At 70.6% G+C, this 22711-nt stretch carries 14 protein-coding genes; 11 read left to right on the top strand and 3 right to left on the bottom strand.

What is annotated here, in order from left to right; all coding sequences use genetic code 11:
- Window positions 1-167 precede the first annotated feature (167 nt).
- Window positions 168-2603 carry a helicase-associated domain-containing protein gene (locus ACFW3D_RS28295; protein ID WP_500508527.1) on the top strand — a complete coding sequence of 812 codons (2436 nt, stop codon included), beginning with the start codon at window positions 168-170 and terminating at the stop codon, window positions 2601-2603.
- A gap of 105 nt (window positions 2604-2708) precedes the next feature.
- Here the strand turns inward: ACFW3D_RS28295 and ACFW3D_RS28290 are convergent, their stop codons facing one another.
- From ACFW3D_RS28290 to ACFW3D_RS28280, 3 genes are all read right to left on the bottom strand, one after another.
- Window positions 2709-3143: a ribosomal maturation YjgA family protein gene (locus ACFW3D_RS28290; RefSeq protein ID WP_500508525.1), complete on the bottom strand. Its 435-nt coding sequence runs from the start codon at window positions 3141-3143 to the stop codon at window positions 2709-2711.
- 940 nt (window positions 3144-4083) lie between these two features.
- Window positions 4084-4971 (bottom strand): MBL fold metallo-hydrolase, encoded by an 888-nt coding sequence (locus ACFW3D_RS28285; protein WP_500508523.1) that lies wholly within the window; start codon window positions 4969-4971, stop codon window positions 4084-4086.
- A 117-nt stretch (window positions 4972-5088) separates the two neighbouring features.
- Window positions 5089-6474 (bottom strand): FAD-dependent oxidoreductase, encoded by a 1386-nt coding sequence (locus ACFW3D_RS28280; protein ID WP_500508520.1) that lies wholly within the window; start codon window positions 6472-6474, stop codon window positions 5089-5091.
- 73 nt (window positions 6475-6547) lie between these two features.
- On the opposite strand from ACFW3D_RS28280, the gene ACFW3D_RS28275 reads away from it, so the two are divergent.
- The 10 genes from ACFW3D_RS28275 (at window position 6548) to ACFW3D_RS28230 (ending at window position 22110) form a co-directional block, all read left to right on the top strand.
- Complete coding sequence (locus ACFW3D_RS28275) at window positions 6548-7471, top strand: cupin domain-containing protein (protein WP_500508518.1); 924 nt, start codon at window positions 6548-6550, stop codon at window positions 7469-7471.
- A 229-nt stretch (window positions 7472-7700) separates the two neighbouring features.
- A complete protein-coding gene (gene pnuC, locus ACFW3D_RS28270; protein ID WP_500508516.1) occupies window positions 7701-8363 on the top strand; it encodes a nicotinamide riboside transporter PnuC in 663 nt (220 codons plus the stop codon).
- Window positions 8360-9463 carry an AAA family ATPase gene (locus tag ACFW3D_RS28265; RefSeq protein ID WP_500508513.1) on the top strand — a complete coding sequence of 368 codons (1104 nt, stop codon included), beginning with the start codon at window positions 8360-8362 and terminating at the stop codon, window positions 9461-9463. The genes pnuC and ACFW3D_RS28265 overlap by 4 nt, the downstream gene beginning before the upstream one ends.
- A gap of 139 nt (window positions 9464-9602) precedes the next feature.
- Window positions 9603-10106 carry a hypothetical protein gene (locus tag ACFW3D_RS28260; RefSeq protein WP_500508510.1) on the top strand — a complete coding sequence of 168 codons (504 nt, stop codon included), beginning with the start codon at window positions 9603-9605 and terminating at the stop codon, window positions 10104-10106.
- Entirely contained in the window at window positions 10076-11494 is a 1419-nt protein-coding gene (locus ACFW3D_RS28255; RefSeq protein ID WP_500508507.1) for a hypothetical protein, read from the top strand. The genes ACFW3D_RS28260 and ACFW3D_RS28255 overlap by 31 nt, the downstream gene beginning before the upstream one ends.
- Window positions 11491-12930 carry a VWA domain-containing protein gene (locus tag ACFW3D_RS28250; RefSeq protein ID WP_500508505.1) on the top strand — a complete coding sequence of 480 codons (1440 nt, stop codon included), beginning with the start codon at window positions 11491-11493 and terminating at the stop codon, window positions 12928-12930. The genes ACFW3D_RS28255 and ACFW3D_RS28250 overlap by 4 nt, the downstream gene beginning before the upstream one ends.
- A 90-nt stretch (window positions 12931-13020) precedes the next feature.
- Entirely contained in the window at window positions 13021-14139 is a 1119-nt protein-coding gene (locus ACFW3D_RS28245) for an ATP-binding protein (RefSeq protein WP_500508503.1), read from the top strand.
- Window positions 14136-16919: a DUF5682 family protein gene (locus ACFW3D_RS28240; protein WP_500508500.1), complete on the top strand. Its 2784-nt coding sequence runs from the start codon at window positions 14136-14138 to the stop codon at window positions 16917-16919. Before ACFW3D_RS28245 ends, ACFW3D_RS28240 begins: the two co-directional genes overlap by 4 nt.
- Before the next feature lie 549 nt (window positions 16920-17468).
- A complete protein-coding gene (locus ACFW3D_RS28235) occupies window positions 17469-20774 on the top strand; it encodes a type ISP restriction/modification enzyme (protein WP_500508498.1) in 3306 nt (1101 codons plus the stop codon).
- A 163-nt stretch (window positions 20775-20937) separates the two neighbouring features.
- Entirely contained in the window at window positions 20938-22110 is a 1173-nt protein-coding gene (locus ACFW3D_RS28230; RefSeq protein ID WP_500508495.1) for a hypothetical protein, read from the top strand.
- The last annotated feature ends 601 nt before the right edge of the window (window positions 22111-22711 follow it).

The raw sequence follows: 22711 nt of genomic DNA, 5'->3' as shown, positions 1-22711 counted from the left end.
CCCATCCCCCGGCGGCGTGGTGCTGGGCGCCGGGTCCCCCGCCGCCCGGGGGGCCGCCGCGGCCGGGCGGGCGGGCGCCCCCCCCCCCCCGCGCCTCCCTCGGCACCGCCGAAGGGCATCGGGAAGAGCTGCCGTCGGGCGGACGCGGACCGCTCTACGCTCAGGGGGTGCATGTACGTACCGCCCTGGAGAAGTGGCTCACCGGACTCTCCGCCGAGCGCCTGACCGTCCTGCTGGAAGAGCGCGAACTGCCGCGTGCCGCGGGCTACACGCCGCTCACCACGTTCCGGCAACTCGCGGAGCACCTCCTCACCGACGACTCCGTGGACCGGGCCGTCGCCGCGGGGACGGGAGGCGACGCGCAGTTGCTGGCGTGCGTGGCCGCCCGGGCCCTGGAGACGTACGGGCCGGTACCCGAGGCCGAGCAGCAGGCGTACGCCTGGCGTCCCGCTCCGCCGCCGTTGGACCCCTACACCCGGCTGGTGCCCGAGGCGGAGGCGCTGGACTGGCTCGAACAGGGCGGCACGCCACGCGAGTCGACCAGGCGGGCACTGGAACGGCTGCGGGACCGGGCGCTGCTGCTCCCCGCTCCGCGCGGCCAACTGGCGCTGCCGCCGATGCTGCACCTGTGGGCGGCCCGGATGGACGGCTACGGAAGGCCCGCCGACCTGCTGCTCACGCAGGCGTACAACGCGCCGGAGATCAAACGGATCGCCGCCGCCCTCGGCATCGAGCAGCGCACCCGCGCCGACGCGCAGGCGGCGATCGGCGCCCTGCTCCAGGACCCCGGCCGGGTCCGTGAACTGGTGGCCACCGCCCCGGCGGCGTCCCACGAACTGCTCGGCAACATGCTGCAGGGACCGCCGCTGCTGCGCACGCACTGCTTCGTCTCGCGGTACGGCGGGCACGCCGGGCCGGAGCAGAAGTACACGTTCCGCGAGGGCGGCAGCGGGGACGAGGGCACCGACTGGCTCGCGGAACACGGCATGGTGGTGCCGGTCGGCAGGGATCTGGTGGAACTGCCGTACGAGGTGGGCCACGCACTGCGCGGGGAACAGCCCGCGCCCGCGCCGAGCCTGGACCCGGAGCCGCTGACGTGTGTCGCACCGCTGCCCCGCGACTGGGCGGACCGGGGCGCGGTGGCGGCGGGGGGCGCCGCATGGCGTGCGGAACTGGTGCTGCGCGAACTGGCCGCGCATCCGGTGGCGGTGCGCAAGGCGGGCGGGATCGCGGTACGCGACACCAAGAGGCTGGCCAAGGCGGCCGGGACGAGCGAGGAGCACACCCGGTTGTGGCTCGACCTGGCGGTGAACGCGGGCCTCGCCGCGCCCCGGGCCGAGGAGGAGGAAGCCGCCGCTCGCGGCCGGGGACGACGGCGTCCCGCCGCTCCGCCGCGTCCGGCGCGGCTGCTGCCCAGCGAACGCTACGACGCGTGGGCGGCGGCCACCCCGGCCGGGAAGCTGCTGCCGCTGGCGGCGGCCTGGGCGGTCGTCCCGCTGGTGTTCACGTACTGGCCGGACGACGACGAGACCCCGGTCGCCCTGGTCAGCCCCCAGGATCCCTACGCGGTGCCGCTGCGGCACGGCGTGCTGCAAGCGCTGGCCACGGTGCCGGACGGGTACGGGCTGACCGCCGGGGACGACGGACGCGACGAACTCCTCGAAGGCGCCGTCTGGTTCCGCCCGAGGCTGATGGCGCCCTACGAGGACGAGGATCTGGAAGGGCGGCTCGACGCCACGTTGGCCGAGGCGGAGCTGCTCGGCCTGGTGGCCCACGGCGCGCTCACCGAAGTCGGCCGCGCGGTCGCCGGCCTCCTGGGCGCCGGGGCCGCCCGACACTACCCTGCCGTGCCCGGCGCGGACGCCGACCCGGCGGCCGACGGCACCGACCGGCTGGGAGAGGGCCTGGCCGAGCGCCCGGCCCTGGCCAAGGCGGTGGCCGCCCTGCGCGAAGCCCTGCGCTCGACGCTGCCCGCCCCCAGCACCACGGCCCGCTTCCAGGCCGACTCGACGGCGACGGTCACCGGCACCCCCGCCCCCGACCTGGCGGCGCTGCTCTCCGCGGTCGGCGACATCGAGTCCGAGGGGCACGCCGTGGTCTGGCGCATCACACCCGCCTCCCTGCGCCGGGCCTTCGACGCGGGATGGGACGCAGACGAGATCCTCGAACGCCTCGCCGCCGTCCGCCGGCCGGGCACGGAACTCCCGCAGCCGCTGACGTACACGGTCAAGGACGTCGCCCGAGGCCACGGAAGGCTGCGGGTCGTGCGTTCGGCGTGCTGCATCCGTTCCGAGGACACGGCCCTGATCGCGGAGGTCGCCCAGGCGCGCGGCCTCGCCAAGCTGGGCCTGCGGAAGATCGCGCCGACCGTGCTGATCTCCACGGCGCCCCCGACGGAGACCCTCGCCGCCCTGCGTGCCGCCGGCTACGCCCCGGCCCTGGAGGCGGAGACGGGCACGACGGTCCTCGAACGCGTACCGGAGGAACGCTCCCGGCCCATGGTCCCCACCCTCGACCAGGCACACCCGCAGTACGGCGAGCCGGTCCGCGGAATCCCCTCCTCGGCCCGGGAGATGGCGGTGCGGTTGGTGGCGGGGCGCTGAGCGGTCGGCCCCGGGCCCGGCCCGTGAGCGGAGCCCGGCGCAGTTACAGCGATACCGCTCGTAGGGACGACGTGCGGCAGGAACAGGCCCCGTCAGCGGACGTCATCACCGCGCCGGCTCCTGGTGCGGCCGGGAGGAGTTCACGACCGTGTGGACGAGCCATCCGGCTGCCGCGCCGGTCGCGTACCAGAACAGGTCGGGCGTGTTGAAAGTCGAACCGAGCACGAGTCGCGCGACGACGCTGCGCTCGGATAGCTCGGCCGGCATGTCGGTGAGCTGCAGGAACTCGATCGCCCAACTGGCCGCCAGGGCGGTTGCGGCGGCCGTCAGGGGCGTCACCCGAGGCGCCACCAGGACGACGAGCGTGACGAGCAGGACGGTGTACAGCGCGTCTCCGCCGTACTTGGCCACGTCTCCGTCCGCGACGGCCCTGAGCGCCAGCCCCGCGCCGACGGTGAGCACCGCGGCCGCGGCCGCGACCAGACGGGTGGTGCGTACCGGGTCGGCGGCACGGTAGCGGGTTCCGGATCCGAGGGTCACGTGGGCATTGTGCCGGACGTGCGCCGTGCGCAGCGGGCGTGGCCGCTGCGCAGGCTCGTGCTCCCGGTGCTCACCGGTCCTTCGGCGAGATGAAGGAACGGACGAGCCGGCGGATCAGCTCCGCCGCGATCAGTGCCGGCAGCGTCGGTACCGCGAGGTGGACGTCGATCCGGATGCGCGGGGCAAGCACGCATCCCAGGACCAGCGCGACCAGGACGGCGACGATCGCTGTGGGCAGACGGACACCTTGACTTCTCGGACGGGATTCTTCGGTGGGTGAACGATGTGTTTGCGTGTCAGGCGGCACGCCGAGGGACCTCCCATACTCGTTGCCACTCGCTCGGCCCCGGGAAACTCACCGTGGGTTGCAGCCCGACGGCGAGGGGCCTCCATGTGCAGAGTGGAGGCCTCGTCGGGGCGCGGTCCACCCGGAATTCGGAATCGGTCCGGCGTGCGACGGGAGCGTGCGCGAAATCCGGACAACCACGGCACGCGGATTTCCGTACGGGCGCCCAGTACCACCTGGTCAGAGCCATGGACGGCTACGGGATGAGGATTTTGCGGCCATTCTTGGGACGGCATCGCATCGCAAAGGTATTGCCTTTACGATGCCGAACTGCTGCCATTGTCCTCGAGACCACGACGAAATCCGGTTCGCCGGATCTTATCCCGTGCAGCGCCCGGGTCGGGTGCCCCTGGGGTATGGGTGGTCTCTTTGGCTGACCCCGGCCGTTGCCACTCGCACCAGGGGACAGGGCCGGGTTCTGTTGCAGCGGAGTCGGCCCGAACGTGCCGACGCCGCACACGCGTTGAGTTGCGTGCGCGCGCCGGTGGCCTCACGTACCCCGCCCCTCCGCCGCCGTTCCCGCTGCCGGACGGGACGCGCCCGGTCGCGACCGGACCGGGGCCCGTCAGGTATCAGGGATCCCGCGCACGCCGCTCATCGGGCGTTCAGCACGGCAGGGACGTTGACCTGTCGGTGGATGGATTCGTACATGCTGTAGCCGCTGTATTCCTTCATCTCGAGTGCTTCGCGGGCCTGGTCGTCCGACAGCCCCTTGTCCTGGGCATCCCGTGCCAGGCCGGTCAGCTCCTCGAGGTAGGCGATCGAGTGCAGGATGTCCGCACGGCGCATGGTGCGGCCGTGGCCCGGCACGATCAGGGTGTCGTCGTCGAGGGTGTCGTAAAGGCGCCGGTAGGTGGCGAGTGCCTCGTCGGCTCGCCCTTCCAGCAGCCACGGGAAAGCCGGGGGTGGCGCCTGCAGCATGTTCCCGACGAAGACGATGTCGTCCTCGCGCATGCGGACCACCAGGTCGCCGTCGGTCTGGGCGAAGCCGATGTGCTCGATGTCCACGTGCTTGCCCCCTAGGTCCACGGAGCACGACCCGGACACCGCAAGGTCCGCGGAGCGGGGAACCACCTCCTCGATGCCGGCGTTCGGGCCGAGCAGGTCGATCATGAAGGCGCGGTCCTGCTCGAAGCGCTCGTCGATCACACGCTTGGTCGCCTCATGGTGGATGATCACCGTCTGTGACGGGAAGGCGAAGTTCCCGAAGCAGTGGTCACCATGGAAGCTGGTGTTGACCAGGAACCGGATGGGCAGCGGGGTCACCGTGCGCACCGCGCCGATGACCTGGGACGCCAGGCGGCCGTTGCTCAGCGATTCGACCACCAGCACTCCCGAATCGCCGACGACGAAACCGGCGTTGGTCGCGGTGTGGTCGGTGTCGTCGACGTCCGCTGCCATGACCGCGTACACGCCGCCGGAGAGTTCACGGGCGTGCATTTGGACGTCGGCGGGATCGAAGGGCCTGTTCTTCTGCTGCATGGTTCTTTCTCTTCTGGGAGGCGGGTCGGGCCTGTCCCATTTGTCTCATGGTCGGACGGTCGTTGCATCCTGCCCCGCCCGCACCCCGACACGGGCGGAGCGCCGGGCCAGGGCCGGTCAGGGCAGGACCTTGTCGAAGACCTCGTTGAGGGCTTCGGTCGAGCTCGGGTGGGTGTAGATCGAGTCGCGGAGCTGCGTGGCCGTGATGTCGTGCCGCATGGCCAGCGCGACGGTGTTGATGATCTCCTGCGCGTCGATGCTGAGCAGGGCGGCCCCGAGGATGAGGTCGGTGTCCGAGTCCACGACGAACTTCATGACGCCGCGGGTCTCCTCGACGGTGTACGCGCGGGGCATGGCCACGATGTCCGCGACCTTCTCCCGCGAGACCCTGATGTTCAGCCCCTGTGCGCGTGCCTGGCTCTCGGTCAGTCCCACGGTGGCGAGCGGGGGTGTGATGAACAGGGTGTGGGGTACTGCCCTGCGGTCAGTCGTGGTGCGCTTGCCCTCACCCAGGAGCTGGTCCAGGACGATGCGTGCGTCGTCCAGGGAGATGTAGGTGAACTGCTCGCCGCCGTTGACGTCGCCGAGTGCGTAGATGTGCGGTTGGCTGCTGCGCAGGTACTCGTCCACCACGATCGCACCGTTCGGCGCGGTTCGGACGCCGGCGGCGTCGAGCCGGAGGCCGTCCGTGACGGGCCGGCGTCCGGTGGCGGGCAGCAGCGCGGAGGCCTCGACGGTGCGGGTCCGCCCGTCCTTCTCGTAGACGACGGTGGAGACGGCGCCGCTGTCACGCACCTCGGTGACCTTCGCGCCGGTGACGACGCGGATGCCGTCGCCGGTGAGGATCTCCCGGACGGACCCGGCGATGTCCTCGTCCTCCCGCGGCAGGAGCCGCTCGGCCGCTTCGAGGACCGTCACCTCGGTGCCGAAGTGCCTGTAGATCCCCGCGAACTCCAGGCCGAGGTATCCGCCTCCCAGGACTACGAGACGCTCGGGCAGGTTCGGCGTGCGGGTGAGCTCCGCGCTGGAGACCAGGTGGGAGCTGCTCGCGAGGCCCGGAATCGGGGGGATCACCGGCTCCGACCCGGTGTTGACCAGGATCGTGGGCGCTGTGACGGTGACGAGGTCCGGTCCCTCCCCGACGGCGACGGTGTACGGATCGACGAACCGGGCCGTGCCGGTGATGACCGTCGCGGTGTCCCGGCCGTTCAGCGCCTCGAAGTTGCCGGCGCGGAAGGCACTGGTGAGCGCGCGTACGCCGGCGATCGAGTGGGCGAAGAACTCCTGCGCGTCGTCCTTGAGGCGTTTGCCGTCGGCGTAGTGGACGAGCATCTTGGTCGGTACGCAACCGACGTTGGGGCAGGTTCCGCCGTACATGTTCTCGGACTGCTCGATCAGGACCACGCGGCGGCCGGCCTCGGCCAGGACGTGGGCGGCGGTCTTGCCGCCCTTGCCGAAGCCGATGACCAGGACGTCCGCGGTGAGTGCTGTGGTGATCTCCATGCGTCGAGTCTGCGATCCGGCCACCGGTGCAAATAGACTCGAACGTCTCACTGTCCTGCCCGAAAGTCTCACCGTGGACTCTGTCAGCCGACTGCTGCGCCTGGCCCGGCTCAGGGCCGACCTCGACAAGCGCTGCCTGCTCGGGGCCGGCACCAGGATGGAGGTGCCGACCCACGGTGAGCGGGAGGCGCCCTTCCACGTGCTGCTGGAAGGCACCTGCCGGCTTCAGGTGGGCGCGGTCCTGCTCGACCTGCGCCCCGGCGACGTGGTGATGATCCCGAGCGGCGCCACGCACCGGGTGATCACCGACGGAGATGGCGACCAGGTGGGGACGGCGGAGACAGCCGGCGACGTGTTCATGACCACCCGTAGCGAGCACGGCGCGGAGCCGGTCATCGACCTGTTCTGCGGGCACTACACCTTCGACGCCGGCACGGGCTCACTGCTGTTCTCGAGCCTGCCCGACCCCGTGCACGTCTCCTTCGGGCAGTCCGCCGAGAGCGACGAGGTGCTGCGCATGCTCAGCGCCCTGATGCGCGGTGAGGCACGACGCGAGGGCGAGGGCACGGCGGCGATCCTCTCCGCGCTGTGCACCGTGCTGCTGGCGATGGTGCTGCGCACCGCGCGGGGCGACACCACACGGACCACCCTGTGGACCGCGGCGGCCGACGGCCGCATCGCGTCGGCCGTCGAAGGCATGCTCGACGACCCCGGAGCCGACTGGACGATCGAACGGCTCAGCCGCACGGCCGCCATGTCCCGCGCCACCTTCCTGCGCCACTTCACCCGGGACACCGGGACGACCGTGGGTGTCTTCCTCACCCGGGCACGGCTGATGGCGGCGGCGGAACTGCTCGCCACCACCGACGCCACCGTCGCGGCCGTCGCCGGCCAGGTCGGCTACTACTCCGAGTCCGCGTTCTCCCGGGCCTTCCGGGCCCACCTCGGCACGACCCCCGCCCGCTTCCGGCGCGAGAATTCGCTGCGCGGGGTGTGACGGGTCCGACGTGACCGCGTGCGCGGTCGCGTCCCGTCCATGTGGACGATCACCCCGCGCCCACCGTGGCCGCGCAGGGAGGCGAGCGGCGGAGTCCGCCTCGGCTGAATGCGCCGGGCACGGGTTCCTCGGTCCGGGGGTCCCTCCCGTGCCGCCGCCCCCGGTAATTCCCTTGCCGCAGCCATGTGGACCCATTATCGTCAAGCTGACGTTTATTGGAGGTCGTCCCGTGGCTCTCGCGGATGTGTTCGCCCCGCTTCAGCAACCACTGTTCACCCTTCTGGACACCCCCGTCAGCTGGGTGGAGGTCCTGGGCTTCGGCAGCGGTGCGGTGTGCGTGTGGCTCGTGGCCCGCCGGCACATAGCCAACTGGCCCGTCGGCATCGCCAACAACCTCTTCTTCATCCTGCTGTTCGCCGGTGCCGGACTCTACGCGGACGCCGCCCTGCAGGTCGTCTACGTGGTGCTGGCCGTGTACGGGTGGTGGTCCTGGGCCGCCCGGGGATCGGCGGCGGGACGGCTCGAGGTGAGCGGCACCGACCGCCGCACCTGGGCCGTGCTGGCCCCGGCCACGGCGGTCGCCACCGTGCTCCTGGCCGTACTGCTGGACCGGGCCACCGACTCCACGGTGCCCTTCTGGGACGCGCTCACCACCGCGCTCTCCCTGGCCGCCACCTACGGCCAGTGCCGGAAGAAGATCGAGTCCTGGTACCTCTGGATCGCCGCGGACCTCGTCTACATCCCCCTGTACGCCTACAAGGGCCTCTACCTGACCTCGCTCCTCTACGCCGGCTTCCTGCTGCTGTGCCTCGTCGGTCTCCGCGGCTGGCGGAACGAGGCCGCCTCCCGCACCGCAGGCCCGGTGGCGGCCCGGGTGGAGGCCGCGGCGTGAGCGAGTTCGACCACGGGCTGGTGCTCGGCAAGTTCTACCCGCCGCACTCCGGCCACCACCACCTCGTCCGCAGCGCCGCCGCACGGTGCCGCAGGCTCACCGTGCTCGTCTGCGCCTCCGCCGTGGAGTCCGTCCCGCTCGCGGAGCGCGTCGCCTGGATGCGCGAGGTGCACCCGGAGGCGGGCATCGACGTCGTCGGCGCCGTGGACGACATACCCGTCGACTACACCGACCCCGCCGTCTGGGACGCCCACATGGCGGTCTTCCGGGCAGCCGTCCCGGACCCCGTCGACGCCGTCTTCACCTCGGAGCCCTACGGGGAGGAACTCGCCCGCCGCTTCGGCGCGGTGCCGGTGACGGTCGACCTGCGCCGTACGACCCACCCCGTCTCCGGAACGGCCGTCCGCGAGGACCCCGTCGCCTGCTGGCACCACCTGGCCGCACCGGTACGGGCGGCCCTGGCCCGCCGGGTGGTCGTCGTCGGCGCGGAGTCCACCGGCACCACCACCATGGCCCGCGCCCTCGCGGAGCACTACCGGGCGCGCGGCGGGGTGTGGGAGACGACGCGGTGGGTGCCCGAGTACGGGCGCACGTTCAGCGAGGAGAAGTACGCCCGGCTGCTGGAGACCCGGCCGGACGCCACGTTCGACGAAGTCACCTGGGACTCGGACGATTTCGAGCTCATCGCCGAGCGCCAGCTCGTCGAGGAGGACGCCGCCGCACGCACCGGGTCGCCCGTCCTGTTCTGCGACACCGACGCCATGGCCACGACCATCTGGCACGAGCGCTACATGGGCGGCCCCAATCCCCGCGTCGAGGCTGTCGCCGCCCGGGGCCGGCAGCACCTGTGGCTGCTCACCGACGACGCCGGTGTGCCCTTCGAGGACGACGGGCTGCGCGACGGCGAGCACCTGCGCTCCTGGATGACCGGCCGCTTCCGCGCCGAACTCGACCGCCGCGGCCTGCCGTACGTGGTGCTCACCGGGCCGCACGAGCGGCGGCTGCGGACGGCCGTGACGGCCGTCGACGCGCTCCTCGCCCGCGGCTGGGGAATCACCGCACCGCTGCCGGAACGCGGCGGTCTCCCCTCACCCCGGTGATGCGGAGTCCGCGCCCTCCACAGGGCTCCTGACCTGGGGCTGTGCATGGCCGGACGGCGTTGTCAGTGATCGCGGATATGTTCATTGACGTCCCGCCGATGTGGCGCGGAATACCCCCTGCTGCACAGGAGATGGCGCGTTGTCAGATTGGGAGAGGTCGAGCACGGCACGGGTGACGGCACCCGCGCGGCCGCGCAAGCTCGCCAAGGTGCCGTTCGTCGAACTGGCCGACGGACGCCTGCAGGGCGTGGTGTCCAGCGGCTCGGACATCGAGCGGGTCTACGTCTCGTCGGTCGCCGCCGGCACCTACGCCTACACCTGCAGCACCAACAACAACCGGCCCTGCGGCGGCGCGCGCGGCGGTTTCTGCAACCACATACGAACCTTGATCGTCGAGGCCGTGCTGCAGTACGGCGCGGAGCGCGTCGCCCGCTACATCAAGGCGGAGAGCGCGGGCGGCGAGCCGGACGCGCAGGGCATCACGGCGGCCATGACGAGCGCACGCCCGTCGCCGGGGGACAAGCAGGCCGCGGCGCCGGTCTTCAGCCGCTTCCTGCGCCACCTCGCCTACCTCGAACTCGCCCCCACCACGGCCCCGCTGCCGGAGATGCAGTGGTTCCCGCCGACCAGGGCGGTGGCGTGATGCGCATCGACGTGCTCGCGGAGACCGTCCCGGGGCTCGACGAGGCCCTCGCGGCCGTCGACGCCTTCGACGCCACGCTCGTCGGGGGACTGTTGCGCCCGCAGGCCGCCCAGGCGGCCGGCCTGACGGAACTCGTCCACGCCGTCGCGGGAACCCCGCTGGCCGCGAGGGTCGCCGAGGCGGCCGGGAAGGCGGCGGCCGGAGCCGCGAGCGAGGACCACCTGGTCGTGCTCGCCGCCGCCCGCATCGCGTTGCTCGGTTCCGTCCACGACGCGCTGACGGCCCGGATCCAGGAGGGGACCGGCCGGTCCCGCGCCCAGGTGGACGCCCAGGAGCCCGCGGACGGACAGGCTACGAACCTATTGGCCGCCGCCCGGTCCTGGCTGTCCGACCTGGCCCGCTCCGGCTGGCAGGGCCTCGACCACGACATGGTGTCGGGCGCCGCGCAGATCGTCTCCGCGATGCTGCCGGACCCGGCGCTGCGCCGCCTGGCCACCCTCCTCGACGGCTTCGCCGCCGAACTCGCCGCCTCCTGCCCCGGGGCCACCATGGAACGGTTCCCCGTACGCCGCTGGGCCGACCTCTGGTCGCGCGGCATGCTGCTGGCGCTGCCCGGCGCGGCCGCTACGCCCGCCCCCGGGACGGCGACCGGCCGCCTGCTGCCCCTCGGCGTCGACCTGCAGGAGCACGCCACCGCCGTACAGGCCCAGGTCCATGCCGTGTTCGAGCCCGCGGACGGCACGACGGCCCGCCTGGTCCGTGCCAGTGTGTCGGTGCCGAAGCCGGACACCGTCGTCGGCGCCGGACTCTGGCAACTGCTCCGCCCGCACATGTCGCTGCTGGCGGCCGTCAGCGAGGGCCGCTCCATGGACCTCACCGGCATGCCCGTCACCGCCGAGGGCGACCTGCTCTGGAACGACGCCCACGCGCAGGCGGGAGAGCCCGCCGACGCCTTCGCCACCGCCCGCGTCGCGCTGCCCACCGCCGCCGACCCGGCCGTCGCGCCCCTGGACCGGCACCCGGCACGCATCGCCGTACCGGTCTTCCTGGAGGGCTACGCCGCCGCGACCGACGACGGCGCGGTGACGTTCACCGCGGCTGGGCAGACCCTCGCCGTCGACACCGACCGCGTCCCGGCCGCCGGCCCGCTCACCCCCGAGGCGATCGCGGCGTCGGGCGCCTGTATCGCGCTGCTCCGCTGGGACGACGGCGCGTACCGGGTCCAGTCGCTGGCCGTCGAGACGACGGTGCGGAAGAAGGCCGTCACCGTCCACGCCGGGGCATGGGCGGGCGGGACGACCGACAAGAACGGTGTCAAGGCCGAGAAGGCCGCCACCGACGCGGTGGACGTCCTGCGGGAACGCGCAGGAAGGCTGCTGCGCAAATGACCGAACAGACCACCGGGCGCCCCGACGGCCCGGACGGGCCTCCCGTGGCCGACCCGCACGACAACCGTCGCCAGGTCCTGTACTGGCGCCTGCTCGCCCGGCTCTTCGACCCCGAGGAGCAGGCCACGCTGGAGTCGGCGAGCCTCGCCGTCGTCGAGGACATCGGGCTGCCGCCCGCGCTGCTGGACCCGCAGGCCTCGGTCGACTCCATCGTGCAGCGCCACCCGGATCTGGCCGCCGAGTTCGACGGCCTGATGGCACCCGAACCCGAACCCGAGGACGGCGCACGCGACCGGGCCGCCGAGGTCCGCCGCGCCGCGCTGGTGTCGAAGGTCCTGCTCAACGTCTTCGCGTCCGGCTCCGGCACCGTCACCGCCGGGCAGTTGGCGCGCTGGCAGTCCGACGCCGGCTGGCTGGAACGCGCGCTGGGCTGCCGCCCCGGCGAACTGCGCGGAGGCCGCGCCGGCGGACGAGTCGCAGGCCCCGGCGTCAGCCCGACCGGCACCGGCGGCGGGGGCACCACCCCCGACCTCAGCCGGCTGATCCCGGCGATCGGCCCGGAACTCGGCGCGATCGAGGCCGACCTCGTCAAGCGCATGCACCTTCGCGAGGTCCTGGCCGACCCCAAGCTCGCCGCGCAGCTGACCCCGAGCATGTCCCTGATCGAGCAGCTCCTGCGGGACAAGAACAACCTCTCCGGTGTCGCCCTCGCCAGCGCCAAGTCCCTGATCAGGCGCTTCGTCGACGAGGTCGCCGAAGTGCTCCGCACGCAGGTCGAGAAGGCCTCGGTCGGCGCGGTCGACCGTTCGATCCCGCCCAAGCGGGTGTTCCGCAACCTCGACCTCGACCGCACCATCTGGAAGAACCTCACCAACTGGAGCCCGGAGGAGCAACGGCTGTACGTCGACCGCCTCTACTACCGGCACACCGCGCGCAAGACGACGCCCCAGCGGTTGATTGTCGTCGTGGACCAGTCGGGCTCGATGGTCGACTCCATGGTGAACTGCACCATCCTCGCCTCGATCTTCGCGGGACTTCCGAAGGTGGACGTCCACCTGATCGCGTACGACACGCAGGCGCTCGACCTCACGCCCTGGGTCCACGACCCCTTCGAGACCCTGCTGCGCACCAAGCTCGGCGGTGGCACCGACGGCACGGTCGCCATGGCGCTCGCGCAGCCGAAGGTCGCCGAGCCCCGCAACACCGTCGTGGTGTGGATCTCCGACTTCTACGAGTGGCGCACCGAGCCCCTGTTCGAGAGCATGGCCGCCCTCCACCGCTCGGGCGTCAAGTTCATCCCCGTCGGCTCGGTGACCAGCGCCGGCCGCGGCAGTGTCAACCCGTGGTTCCGGGAGCGCTTCAAGGACCTCGGCACGCCGGTGATCTCCGGCCACATACGCAAGCTCGTCAACGAGCTCAAGACGTTCCTCGCCTGAGCGCCCCCGGGCAGTCCAAGGCACCGCAAGGCAACCCCAAGGCACCACCCGGCAGTCCCAGACACCCCCAACACGCCCGAAAGGCCCCCCATGTCCGACCTGTTGCGCGCCCCCGCCGAGACCAAGTACGCCGAGGAACTGGACTGGCTCGAGTCGGTCGACGACAACCCCAAGCCCTTCTCATGGCGCCTGTCGCCCAAGATGGTCCGGCTGTTCATCCTGGGCTCCGAGCCCTCCGACGGCCTGGACCGCGAGATCGCACAGAAGTGGTTCGGCGACCGCAGCTTCGTCGAACGTTCCATCGTCACCCTCGCCTCCGACCGCGGCCTGCTCCTCATCGGCGACCCCGGCACCGGCAAGAGCTGGCTGGCCGAGCTGCTCTCCGCCGCCATATCGCGCAACTCCACCCTCGTCGTGCAGGGCACCGCCGGCACCACCGAGGACCACATCAAGTACTCGTGGAACGTGTCCATGGTCATCGCCAAGGGCCAGTCGAGGGAGTCGATGATCCCCTCGCCGATCATGACCGCCATGGAGTCCGGCGCCATCGGCCGCTTCGAGGAGCTCACCCGCTCCACCAGCGACGTCCAGGACGCGCTGATCTCCATCCTCTCCGAGAAGTACATCTCCGTCCCCGAGCTCGACGGCGACAGCGACAACATCGTCTTCGCCAAGCCCGGCTTCTCCATCATCGCCACCGCCAACAGCCGCGACCGCGGGGTCAACGACCTGTCCTCCGCGCTCAAGCGCCGCTTCAACTTCGTCCGCATCCCCGTCGTGACGAACAAGAAGAGCGAGGCGGAGATCGTCCGCTTCCGTACCGAAGAACTGCTCCGCCGCCACCAGATCGAGCTGGACGTACCGCCGACCCTCCTCGACGTGCTGCTGCAGAGCTTCGCCGACCTGCGCGCCTCGGCCGCCGCGGCCGGCAGCGACGACGAGAAGCTGGAGTCGGCCCTGTCCACCGCCGAGCAGATCGGCGTGCTGGAGGACTCCATCCTGCACAGCAACTTCTTCGGCGAGCGCGCCCTGACCGCCCGCACCCTCGCGTCCTCGCTCGTCGGCTCACTCGCCAGGCGCGAACCCGAGGACCTGGCCATCCTCAACAAGTACCTGCACGGCGTCGTCGAGCCGCGCAGCAAGGACGAGGGCGGCGCCTGGCCGGAGTTCCTGGAGGGCGGCCGCGACGCGATCGCCACCCTGTCATGAGCGGCACCCACGAGGGCACCTTCGAGGCACTGCGCGGCCAGCTCCGCGAAGCCGCCACGACGTTCGCCGACGGGCCCGACGCCCTGGAGGGCATCCTCCTCGGCATGGTCGACGACGTCGACCGCGCCGTGCGCGAGCCGCTGGAGGTCTTCCCCGTCTGCCACCACTCGCCCGCCTCGGCGGTCGCCATGGCGCGCCGCCTGCGCGAGAAGCAGCCCAAGGTCGTGTACCTGGAGCTGTGCGAGGACATGACGCCGCTGCTCACCGAGCTGCGCAACTGCCGGCTGCCGGTGGCGGTCCAGGCGTACGCCAGCGAGGTCGACGGATTCCCCGCCGACTGGGCCCCGCTGTCGGTGGTCGCCCCGATCACCGAGGCCTCGGCGGAGTACCAGGCCATCGCCTACGCGCTGGACACCCCGGGCGTGGAACTCGTCCTGGTCGACCGCTCCTCCGACCACGTCTTCCAGTGGGACGCCCGCGCCGAGCGTCCCGACACACCGGACGACCCGGACGCGCCGCCCGCCGAGGAGGAGGCCGCGCTGCACGGAGACGCGGTCGGCGTGGAGATCGGCGACCTGCGGCCGCGCTTCGCCGAACTGGAGGAGCACCTGCTGCGCCACGGCCGGGTGCGGCACTGGTCGGAGTGGTGGCACCAGTACGTCGAGCTGCCGCTCGGCGACGCGGACCACGACACGTACCGCCAGGTCATGTTCCTCATCGGCAGTCTCTTCCGGCGCCTCGCCCCGGGCGACCCGCACCGGGTGCGGGTGGACGAGGACCGGGAGCGCCACATGTGGACCCGGATGCGCGAGCACCTGGCTGCCACCGGCACCGATCCGGCGGACTGCGTCTACGTCTGCGGCGCCTTCCACGCCGCGAGCCGCGTGGCCGAGTTCGGCGTGGCGGGCACCGACACGTTCGAGATCAGCCCGCGCAGCGCCACCAAGTGGCTGCACGGCCTGATCCCGTCCAGCCATGCGGCGATCGAGGCGCAGTTCGGCCTGGCCGCGGGCTCGGTGTCGATCGCGGCTACGCAGTGGACGAAGAACGTCAAGCGTACGAGGGTCAAGCCGTACCGCCTGACGGGACAGGCGGGCGCGAAGAAGACGGTCGCCAAGGCCCTGCCACCCGCACCCCAAGCCGTACCCGCCGACCAGCTGACCGGCTTCCTGCAGCGCCCGCCCGTCCTCGACCAGCTGGACGAGGCCGAACTGCTCGGCTGGTCGGTGGACATCGTGCGCGCCGCCCGGCGCAACGGCTACCTCGCCTCGACGGCCGACGCGATCGCCGTGTTCGAGACGTCGATCCTGCTGGCGGGGATGCGTGACCGGGCCAGGCCCACGCCGTACGACTTCCAGGACGCAGCAGTCACCTGCATCGAGAAGGACGCGGTACCCGGCCGGCGCGATGTACGCCGACTCGTCGAGATCATGATGGGCGGCGACCGGATCGGCCAGGTCGGCTACGACGCACTGCCGCCCCTCGCCCGCGACGTGCACGACCGCCTCGCACCGCTGAACCTCAAGCTCCAGCAGCGCGGGGTGCAGCGCGCCCTGCTCGACATCGCGTCCCGTCCGGAACTCGGCCCGTGCTCCGACGTCCTCTGGATGCTGCGCCGGCTGATGCCCGAGGGCACCGCCCGGCCGATCATGGGCGAGCGGAAGCTCGGCGAACGCCCGATCCAGGAGTCCTGGGACCTGGCCCTCGGCACGCACCAGCGCGCGCTGATCGAGCTCGGCTACGAGGGCGTCAGCATCGAGCAGGTCCTGGAACAGCGCCTGCGCCGCCGCGGCTACGACCCGAAGGCCACCGCGGCGACCGTCCTGGAAGCCGTCGAGGACGCGACGCTGTACCTGAACAGCCGCCGCCTTGCCGACGAACTCGGCACGCGCGCCCTGGAGGTGCTGTCGGCCGAGCGCACGGTGGACGGCGCACCAGAGGTGCTGCGCCGCGTACGCCGGCTCCTCGCCTACTACCGTACGAGCGAGCCGACGCTGCCGTCGTGGATCGAGTCCTTCGTCAAGACCGGCTACGCGCACTACTGCACCCTGCTGCCGACGGCGTTCACGGACGAGGACGCAACGGTTCGCCAGGTGGCGGCGATGCTGGGCTTCCTGTTCAGCATGGAGACGTTGGCGCTGTCGCTGGGCTGCGACCGCACCCAGCTGGAACTGGCGGTGGCGCAGTCCCACCCGCAGGACCCGTCGAAGACGGCCCTGCTGTGGGCGGCCCAGGTCCACCTGGGCACCATGACCCGCAGGGAACTGCGGTCCAAGTGCGACGAGTTGCTGGCCAACCCGCTGGTGGTCCCCGCGTACCCGCGCTACCTGAGCGGCCTGCTGCACGCCCTGGAACCGGTCCCGGGCCTCGCGGACGTGGTGGTGGAAGCCGTCTCGAAGGCGTTCGGCCGCCTGCCGGACCAGGTGCTGCTGCCGTGGCTGCCGACCCTGATCACGAGCCTCCGCGCAGGCGGCACGGAGCTGGCCCCCCTTCTGATCCGCGAGGCCGGCCGCATGTTCCCGGGCCGCCTGGAAGCCCTGGACGCCTGGATCCCCCCGTGGCGCGCAGCCCAGCCGGCGCCAGCGTTGACCCCGGCCCGACAGACCCCCCGCGGCGCGACCCTCCTCGCCGCCCACCCGGAGACAACCGACGCACTGGCCCGCCTCCTGGGCTGCGACGTCCCCTGGACCACGGCCGCCCCAAAGCCATCGGGCGCGGCCCTGCTCGACTGCTACCCGGCCACCATGGTTGCGCTGGAGGCACTGTTCGCCCGGGCGTGAGGCAGCTAGGTGGTGGGCCCTCGAGCTGGGCCCACCACCAGGGGGCGGCTGCTGCTACGTGGGTTGCGCATCCAGTGATGACGCGACCTTCGCGGATGAACCTCTGATTGTCGCGACTGCAGGGTGCACACTCGGAAGGTTACCGATCTGCATCCATAGAGACACGATTGGCACCATAACGCCCAAAGGTGCGGCCCGGTTCGATGTGATCACCCGCAGCCCCGGCTGCTGATCGCCGACGTGGTCCGGCTGGCAAGAAATCCCCGGCGGGCCAGAAGACGACGGACCGCCGACGCGTGGCGACTGGATTGAAGACTTCTGCTCGTTCCGCTGATTTCGTAGCTGTGCATGCCGTTGTGCGCTGCTGAGAGCGCCCCGCGTGCGCCTCTGCCACGCCAATGCACCCTTCTGGCGCCCTTGGTACGAACTTATGGTGATCGGGGACGAGGCGCCGGAACGAGTTCCGGGCCTTACTGGGAGCACAGCGCGGTCGGGGAGGGCGCGCGCTGCCAATTCCGTCTCGGCCGCCGGACATGCGGGAGGGGCGGCATGGTATCCCGAGGCGGGGGTCACACCAGTTATGAAGAAGCCATCCGGGCCGCGGTATCCACGTTCGGTTCCGAGGTCACGCCGAAACTCAAGGGCGGTGGTTGGCAGGAGGATCAACTGCGCGGCCCGCTGGAGAACCTGATCCGTGCGGCCGGCCGTGGCCTCGGGCTCGAGGTCACGTTGATCGGCGAGGTGCCGCTCGTCGACCTCAATGCGCGCCCCGACTATGCCGTCGCCGTGGGCGGCGCTCTGGTGGGCTACATCGAGCTCAAGAAACCGGGAACCGGGGCCGACCCTTCCATATTTGCCGGGCGCAATGCAGACCAGTGGGGAAAGCTCCGGCTGCTCCCCAACGTCCTCCTGTGCGACGGTGACGAATTCTCCGTCCACCAGAACGGACAGAGGGTCGGCGAAGTGGCAGGGACGAAAGGCTCTGTTCGCACAGCCAGCGCCCGCCTCGGCCCGGCCGATGGGAAGCTCGCCCGGGTACTGCGGGACTTCCTCCTTTGGGAGCCTCTGACCCCGCGCACGACGAGCCAGCTGGTGCGGGCCGTAGCCGGGTTGTGCCAACTACTGTCCTCGGAGGTCGGAGAGGCGATCGCCCTGGAGAAGGCGCGCAGTCGCCCACCTGCCTTCACCACACTCGCCGGGGATTGGCGAAATCTGCTCTTTCCGGAGACCACGGACTCCGAGTTCACTGAGCAGTTCGGGCAAGCGGTGGTGTTCGCACTCCTACTGGCCCGGGTGGAGGGCATCGTCTTCGAAGGCGACACCGTACACGGCATAGCCACGAAGCTCGGTAAGAAACACTCCTTGATGGGGAAGGCGCTGGAGGTTCTAGCCGGGGAGTCTGTGAGCGAGCTGGAAACTACTTTGAACACGCTTCTCCGCGTCGTGGGCGCAGTGGACTGGGAGGCGCTCGACGACGGGACCGGAGACGCCTACTTCCTCCTGTACGAGCACTTCCTGCACATCTACGATCCCGAGCTTCGCATCCGGACCGGCTCCTACTACACCCCCCACGGTGTGGTCGCCGCGATGACCCGGATCACAGAGGACATCCTCAAGCACGAGGGATTCGGCATCACTTCGGGCTTCGCCTCACCTGACGTGGTACTGGTCGACCCCGCGATGGGCACGGGTACATTTCTCCTGACCGCCGTGGAACGCGCGGCCGGCACGATCGCCGCTGAGGAGGGGCCCGGCGCTGTGGGACCGCGCCTCAGAGAGATGGTCGGACGTCGACTGATCGGCTTCGAAATGCAGACCGGCCCCTTCGCCGTGGCGGAACTGCGCATGCACGCCATGCTCAAACGCTACGGCTCGGCTGCCCCGACCAAGGGGCTCAGGCTGCTCGTAGCCGATGCACTCGACAGTCCTACGGCCGACTTGAACTGGATTCCCCACACCTATCGGGCGCTGGCCGAGTCGCGTCGCCAGGCCAATCGGATCAAACGCGACGAACGTGTCATGGTCGTCATAGGTAACCCACCCCACGATGCCGTGGGCAAGGGCGCCGGCAAGTGGGTCGAACGCGGCGATCCTGAACTCGGGGAGAGGCCCCCGCTGGATGCGTTCCGGCTTAAGGGCAACGGCCGGTACGAATCGAAGTTCGCGAACCTCCACGTCTACTTCTGGCGCTGGGCGACGTGGAAGGTCTTTGACGCACACGAAGACACCCCCTTCGGTGTCGTCGCACTCCTCACACCAAAGGCATGGCTCAAGGGCCGCGCCTTTGCGGGCATGCGCCAGTACCTGCGGAAAACAAGCGACGCGGGATGGATCATCGATGTCTCGCCAGAGGGCCAGCGAGCTGACGTGGCCACTCGACTCTTCCCAGAAGTCGCCCAGGAGCTCTGTATCGCAGTCTTCGTGCGATGGAAGAACAAAGAACATGGTCCGTCCGTCTTCCGGCACCTTCAGGTCCACGGGCGCCGTCACCAGAAGATCGAGCGCCTCACCGCACTGTCCCTCGAAGACCCGGAGTGGCGTGAGTGTGCTCCGGGTGAGACAGACCCGTTCCTGCCACCGGGCAGTGACCTATGGGAGTCATCTCCGCGTCTCGAAGACCTCATGCCTTGGTCATCGCGTGGCGTCACCCCAGGACGGATGTGGGTGTACGCGCCCGATGAGGAGACACTCCGCGAACGGTGGCGACGGTTCCTGGCCGCCGATCCCGAACGACGCCGGGTGATGTTCGGCGAGGCACGTGACCGCCACCTCGACAGCAAGGTCGCCCCTCTTCCAGGCATTGCAGGCTACGACACAACGCCCTTGCGTACCGAGCACAGCAGTCAGGCGAAGTCCGTCCGAATCGGCTACCGGGCCTTCGACCGTCAGTGGGTCATGCCGGATCATCGCCTCATGGTCGTGGCCCGTCCCGACTTGTGGCGGGTACGGGGCGAGCGTCAGATCTACACCGTCGAGCAGAACTCCCACCCGGTGGTCAACGGACCCGCGCTCCTCTTCAGCGCTCTCATACCGGACATGCACTACTACAACAACCGCAGCGGCTGCACGCGCCCCCTCTACCGCGACGCTGCGGGCACTCTCCCCAACCTGACGCCGGGACTCCTCCGGTTGCTGAACCGTCGATTGGGCCTATCGCTCACATCCGAGGACGCCCTGGCATACATCGCAGCGCTCACCTCCCACCCCGGTTACACCGAGCGTTTTCTGGACGACCTGCAGGTGCCAGGAACCCGCATCCCTCTGACGACCGACCGGCACCTGTGGGCGAGAGCAGTCGCCTTGGGCGGACGGATCCTGTGGTTGCACACTTACGGCGAGCGGTACGCAGACCCTGCCGCTGGGAGACCGCAGAGGCAGCCACTGTTGCCAGCCAACCGTCCCCGGTGCCTGCAAGAAATCCCGGACGCGCCCGAGGACATGCCCGACCGACTGGCCTACGACCCGGTGACCCAAGACCTGTGGGTCGGGACGGGACGCATCAATCCCGTCCCCCCAGAGGTCCGGGCGTACCAGGTTTCGGGGATGAACGTGCTCGACAAGTGGTTCGGCTATCGCCGACGTAACCCCGCAGGCAAGCGACGCCTGGAATTGGATCACATCGTGGCCGATCGATGGTCTCCCGAATGGACGACAGAACTATTGGAACTTCTCAACGTCCTGGGACTGCTGGTCTGCGAGGAGCCCGGGCAGGCCGAGCTACTCAACGAGATCTGCACGGAGCCGCTGATCACGGTGGCCGAATTGACGACCGCAGGAATTCTTCCTGTGCCCTCCGGCGCTACCAAGCCACTCAGGGGTGACTCGGATGTCTCGGACGGTCTGTTTGACCTTTGACGTGATGCGCTCGGAGACACGGTGCCCTCTGGATGCTGTGGCGAATGCCGAGCAATGGGCCGAAGCAGAGGCCGAGGCGGGAACGCGACTGCCGCAGCGGGTTGTTCGGCCGGCTCCCTGGCTGACCCCACCTCTGTGCGTACGGCCGGTAGGCTCCGGAAGCGTGAGCGAGTACCAGTACTACGAGTTTCTCGCGCTTGACCGGCCGTTGGACGAGGACCAGGTCAGACGGGTACGGGCGCTGTCCACTCGCGCCGACATCACCGCGACACGCTTCGTCAACGAGTACCACTGGGGCGATTTCCGGGGCGATACGACGAAGCTGGTCGAGGAGCTCTACGACGCTCATCTGTACTACGCGAACTGGGGAAGCCGCCGCCTCCTCCTGCGCCTGCCCGCAGGGTCGCTCACGGCCAAGGAGGCCACCAAGTACGCGATGGACGATGCGCTCAGTGTCTGGACCCGGTCCGGACACACGCTGCTGGACTTCTCCGTGCTCTCGGAGGACGGCGGCGAGTGGGAATTCGAGACGTCCTACACGCTCTCCACGTTCGTGGGGCTGCGCGCCGAACTCGCGGAGGGAGACCTGCGGCCGCTGTACCTGGCATGGCTTGCCGGGCTCACCGCCTGGGAGCTCGCGGAGGACGACGAGGAGAACTACGCCCGCGAGGTCGAACCGCCCGTCCCCGCGGGACTCGCCTCGCTCACCGGCACGCAGCGGGCCCTGGTGGACTTCCTGGGCGTCGACGCGGACCTGCTGACTGCCGCCGCCGAAGACAGCCAGCCCGCCACCGCTGACGCGGTGGACCACAACGCACTGACGGCATTCATTGCAGGCCTCCCCGCCGCCGACAAGGACGCCCTGCTGGTCGAGGCCGCGCTGGGTACGGCGTCCCCGGGGCCCCGACTCCTGGCCCGCTACCGAGCGGCCGCCACCGTCCCCGGACCGCGTGACGAAGCCGGCCGGCGCACCGCGGCCGAACTGCTCGACGCGGCCTACCGCCGTCGCACCGGCCGCAGGCAGCGAGAGCAGGACGCCCGGACCGCTGCCGAGCAGGCCCGCGCACGCGCCGCCTCCGAGGCGCAGGAGGCGCGCCTCGACAAGCTCGCCCAGAACACCGAACAGGCCTGGCGTGAGGTCGACGACCTGATCGCCCAGAAGAAGGCCGGCGCCTACGACGCCGCAGTCGTGATCCTGGGAGACCTGCGTACCTTGGAGGCCCGCACCGGTGGCACCACCGACTTCGACCGGCGGGTCGGGGAACTGCGGGCCGCGCACCGGGGTAAGCCCTCCCTCATGCAGCGCTTCGACGGCATGGGCATCCCCAGTTCCTGACCGGCCCATCTGGTGTAAGGGTGATCGCCCGGCACGAGGCTCGCCTTCACGTGCCGAGCTGCAGGTTGCTCGGTGTCGGGCCCTGGACGACGCGGGTGTCCGGCGCCGGGCCGTGGGGGGCATCCGTCAGAGGGTGCGTTTCTGATTTAGTACGCCGGGGCGACGTCCTTCAGACGCGTCGCGTCGAGCCTCTCGAGGCCGATGGCGAGGGTCAGCTCGACGCTGTCGGCCAGGCCACCGCCGCGCCAACACCTTGACGCATGCAGGACGTCGAGCGGCGTTGCCCTCGGGCAGGCCCAGCGGCCTGTTGATGCCCGTCATCAGGGCCGGCGCCGGCAGGCCATGTTCGACGCCCAACCCCACCATCTTGCATGCGAGTTCATGGGTCGAACCGATGACTTTCAGAAGAGCCCCGGCACCGGCCTTCGCGTCGAGCACCGGCGAGCGGCCCGCCGATTCCGGCTTCAGGGGCCGCGCCTGCCTCCGGCCGTCGGGGAGGGGCCTTCGCGACGCGACCACAAGTACGCAAGCTGTCCGGTTTGAGGGGCGAGGCCGCACCTGGTCGCCATACGCGGGCAGTTGCAGGGCCCGGGCTACTCGG

Origin of the sequence: Streptomyces sp. NPDC058864 (assembly GCF_042742985.1) — a bacterium.
Classification (GTDB): Bacteria; Actinomycetota; Actinomycetes; order Streptomycetales; family Streptomycetaceae; genus Actinacidiphila.
The sequence above is the reverse complement of the archived record's forward strand: the minus strand, read 5'-3'. Positions and strand labels throughout refer to the sequence as shown.

Coding starts and splice junctions, on each gene's coding strand:
- ACFW3D_RS28250 (WP_500508505.1), top strand. CDS start 11,491: ATGACCGAACAGACCACCGGGCGCCCCGACGGCCCGGACGGGCCTCCC.
- ACFW3D_RS28240 (WP_500508500.1), top strand. CDS start 14,136: ATGAGCGGCACCCACGAGGGCACCTTCGAGGCACTGCGCGGCCAGCTC.
- ACFW3D_RS28280 (WP_500508520.1), bottom strand. CDS start 6,474: ATGGAGATCACCACAGCACTCACCGCGGACGTCCTGGTCATCGGCTTC.
- ACFW3D_RS28235 (WP_500508498.1), top strand. CDS start 17,469: ATGGTATCCCGAGGCGGGGGTCACACCAGTTATGAAGAAGCCATCCGG.
- ACFW3D_RS28285 (WP_500508523.1), bottom strand. CDS start 4,971: ATGCAGCAGAAGAACAGGCCCTTCGATCCCGCCGACGTCCAAATGCAC.
- ACFW3D_RS28245 (WP_500508503.1), top strand. CDS start 13,021: ATGTCCGACCTGTTGCGCGCCCCCGCCGAGACCAAGTACGCCGAGGAA.